Origin of the sequence: Rhodococcus sp. (in: high G+C Gram-positive bacteria) (genome assembly GCF_049591685.1) — a bacterium.
Lineage (GTDB): Bacteria > Actinomycetota > Actinomycetes > Mycobacteriales > Mycobacteriaceae > Rhodococcoides.
Genome location: NZ_JBAWFH010000073.1, coordinates 1 through 2,722, shown reverse-complemented (window position 1 = coordinate 2,722; position 2,722 = coordinate 1). Strand labels below are relative to the sequence as shown.

3 protein-coding genes and 1 pseudogene are annotated in these 2,722 nt (G+C 66.3%); 3 read left to right on the top strand and 1 reads right to left on the bottom strand.

Annotation, left to right across the window (positions count from 1 at the left end):
• Both WBQ44_RS03465 and WBQ44_RS03460 read left to right on the top strand, forming a co-directional pair.
• A partial coding sequence (locus tag WBQ44_RS03465; protein ID WP_495565344.1) for an MMPL family transporter occupies window positions 1–1,286 on the top strand: 1,286 nt, incomplete at its 5' end.
• Window positions 1,283–1,909, top strand: a complete 627-nt coding sequence (locus WBQ44_RS03460) for a lipocalin family protein (RefSeq protein ID WP_495565343.1) — start codon at window positions 1,283–1,285, stop codon at window positions 1,907–1,909. The genes WBQ44_RS03465 and WBQ44_RS03460, both read left to right, overlap by 4 nt.
• A gap of 20 nt (window positions 1,910–1,929) precedes the next feature.
• On the opposite strand, the gene WBQ44_RS03455 is transcribed toward WBQ44_RS03460, so the two are convergent.
• A complete protein-coding gene (locus tag WBQ44_RS03455; protein WP_495565342.1) occupies window positions 1,930–2,430 on the bottom strand; it encodes a MarR family winged helix-turn-helix transcriptional regulator in 501 nt (166 codons plus the stop codon).
• Window positions 2,431–2,504: 74 nt separating this feature from the next.
• On the opposite strand from WBQ44_RS03455, the pseudogene WBQ44_RS03450 reads away from it, so the two are divergent.
• Window positions 2,505–2,722 (top strand): annotated as a pseudogene (locus tag WBQ44_RS03450) (FUSC family protein); the annotation flags it as partial.

Here is a 2,722-nt window from a genome sequence, read left to right as displayed (position 1 = left end):
GAACTGCCCTCGCCCACGCCGTCCGGCACGCAGGCCCGGCCATCCTCGCCAGCAACGCCACCGTCGTACTGGCACTCCTGACGCTTCTGCTCGCAATCCTTCCGAGCACCCGCAGTCTCGGCGCACTGGCTGCCGCCGGGCTCGTCGTGGCGGCCTTGTTCGTGCTCGTCGTGCTTCCCCCGCTGCTCGCCCTGTGCGGACCGAAACTGTTCTGGCCGTTCGTCCCCAAGGCCGACGACAAGGATACGTCCACCTCGGGCGCCTGGTTCTCCGTCGCCGCCGCTGTGTCGAGGCACCCCGTCCGCACCTCGGTCGTCACTATCGCAGTGTTGATCGGTTGCGCAGCAACGCTGTTGACCACCGGAATCGGGCTCTCACAGACCGAGCAGTTCCGCGTCACCGCCGAATCGGTCGAGGGCTTCGACACCCTCGCCGAACACTTCCCCGCAGGCCTTGCAGATCCGACCACCGTGGTCGCCCCCACCGAATCGGCGTCCGACGTCGAGGGCGTGCTCGACACCGCGGACGGCGTCACATCGTTCGAACGCGTCGCCGATTCCGGAACGGGATACACCCGGTGGTCCGTCGTGACGGATGCCGCGCCCGCATCGGACGAGGCCTTCGCCACCGTCGAGGAACTCCGCGGAGACTTCGCCGACATTCCCGATGCGCTCGTCGGTGGCAGCGACGCGCAGGCACTCGATACCAGCGACGCCGCAGCTCGCGACCGCCTCGTCGTCGTACCGGCCATTCTCGTCGTCGTTCTCGTCGTACTGATAGCGCTGCTGCGGTCACTCGTCGCACCGCTGATCCTCGTCGGCACCACCGTGCTCAGTGCACTGGCGGCTCTCGGTGTCGGAAGCTGGGTGAGCAGCAACGTCTTCGGCTTTCCTGCACTCGACGACAACGTTCCGCTGTTCTCGTTCCTGTTCCTCGTCGCCCTCGGCGTCGACTACACGATCTTCCTCGTCACCCGAACGAGGGAGGAAGTGCCGGGGCACGGAACCCGCAGCGCGATCGTCCGCGCCGTCGGAGCAACGGGAGGCGTCATCACCAGCGCCGGCATCGTCCTCGCGGCCGTGTTCTGCGTCCTCGGCGTGCTCCCCCTCATCACGCTCACCCAGCTCGGCATCATCGTCGGATTGGGCATTCTGCTCGACACGTTCGTCGTGCGCACGCTGGTCATTCCGGCACTGTTCACCCTCGTCGGCCCGGGGATATGGTGGCCGAACCGAATCGACTCCAGCAGTGAACCACTGGTGGGTCAGAAGGAGCGAGATTCATGAAGGTACGTTCGAACGCAGCGCGAGCATTCGTCGGCGGAGCTGCCGTCGCCGCTCTCCTGCTCGGCGGCGCTGCCGCAGGCGCACAACCCGCACCATCGGGCTCGGCCGGTTTCACACCGCTCGCGCCTGTTCCCTCGCTCGACGTGGAGCGCTACCTCGGCACCTGGAACCAGGTTGCCGCGGTTCCACAGCCGTTCAACCTCGAATGCGCTCGGGACACGCAGGCGAACTATTCGCTGATCGACCCGGCCAACATTCGCGTGGAGAACACCTGCACCACGTGGACGGGCGAGCAGAACCGCATCGTCGGTAATGCCCGAGTCAACGACACGGTCACCAATGCCCAACTGCACGTGAGCTTCCCAGGTGTCCCCACGCAGGAGAACCCGGAGGGGCCGACCAACTACATCGTCGCGTACATCGCCGACGACTACTCGTGGGCGCTCGTCGGCGACCCGCTCCGTACGTCCGGGTTCATCCTCTCGCGCTCTCCCGAGGTCAGCACCGACAAGTTCCGTGAAATCCGTGCCGTCGTGGAGTCGAAGGGCTACAACTCGACCTTCGTTCTCACCTCACCCACGCCGGGCGGAGCCACCGACATCCGCCCGCTGTCGACTGTCTAGCCGCGCCATTCCGCGCTCCCTCACTCAGCGTTGAGTGCGACCTTGCGTAGCAATCCTGCAAGAGTCGCCATCTCGTCCGGCTCCAGCCCGTCCAGCAGTCCACGGTCGCGCTCGAGCCGGACGGGGAACGTGCGGTCCACGAGCTCGACGCCCGCGTCGGTGAGTTGTAGAAGCACCACACGGGCGTCGCGCTCGAAGCGAAGCCGTTCCACCAGACCGGCTCCCACCAGCCGCTCGGAAATCTTGGTGGTCGACGCACCACTGAGCAACGTCACCGAGGTCACCTCGCTTGCCCGCAACGGCCTGTCCGCCCGGCGCAGAGCACTGAGCACATCGAACTCGGCCCGCGACACCCCCACCGGTACGAGCGTGTGGTCGAGCAGAATGTTGGCCTTCGACGAAATTCGGTTGATGCGCGCGAGAATCTCGATGGGCGAGAGGTCGACGTCGGGCATGACGGCTGCCCACTCCCGTCGGACGCGGTCGACGAAATCTCCGCCTGTGGGCTGCGCCGGAATCATGACCGAAACACTACGGCGAACATCACAGCCCCCACGAATCATTTTACTAGTGAAATAACTGTAAACTTTCACGGGTGACTGCCGCACTCGATCGCCTCGAACACTCGCGCTCCGCCCTCGCCCACGTCGTCTCGGGCCGAACGTGGCGCCGGGCGATGGCCCTCGGCCGTTCCGATGCCTCGGTTGCACCCGCCGTCCGCGTCGGCACAGCAGTTGCAGTCGTCCTCGCCGCGGGTGGCCTTCTCGGCCGACCCGACCTCGCCGGCTTTGCGGCGCTCGGCGCGCTGTGCTC

Bases quoted from the DNA above. Each gene is read 5' to 3' on its own strand.
- WBQ44_RS03455 (WP_495565342.1), bottom strand. From the start codon at position 2,430: ATGATTCCGGCGCAGCCCACAGGCGGAGATTTCGTCGACCGCGTCCGA.
- WBQ44_RS03460 (WP_495565343.1), top strand. From the start codon at position 1,283: ATGAAGGTACGTTCGAACGCAGCGCGAGCATTCGTCGGCGGAGCTGCC.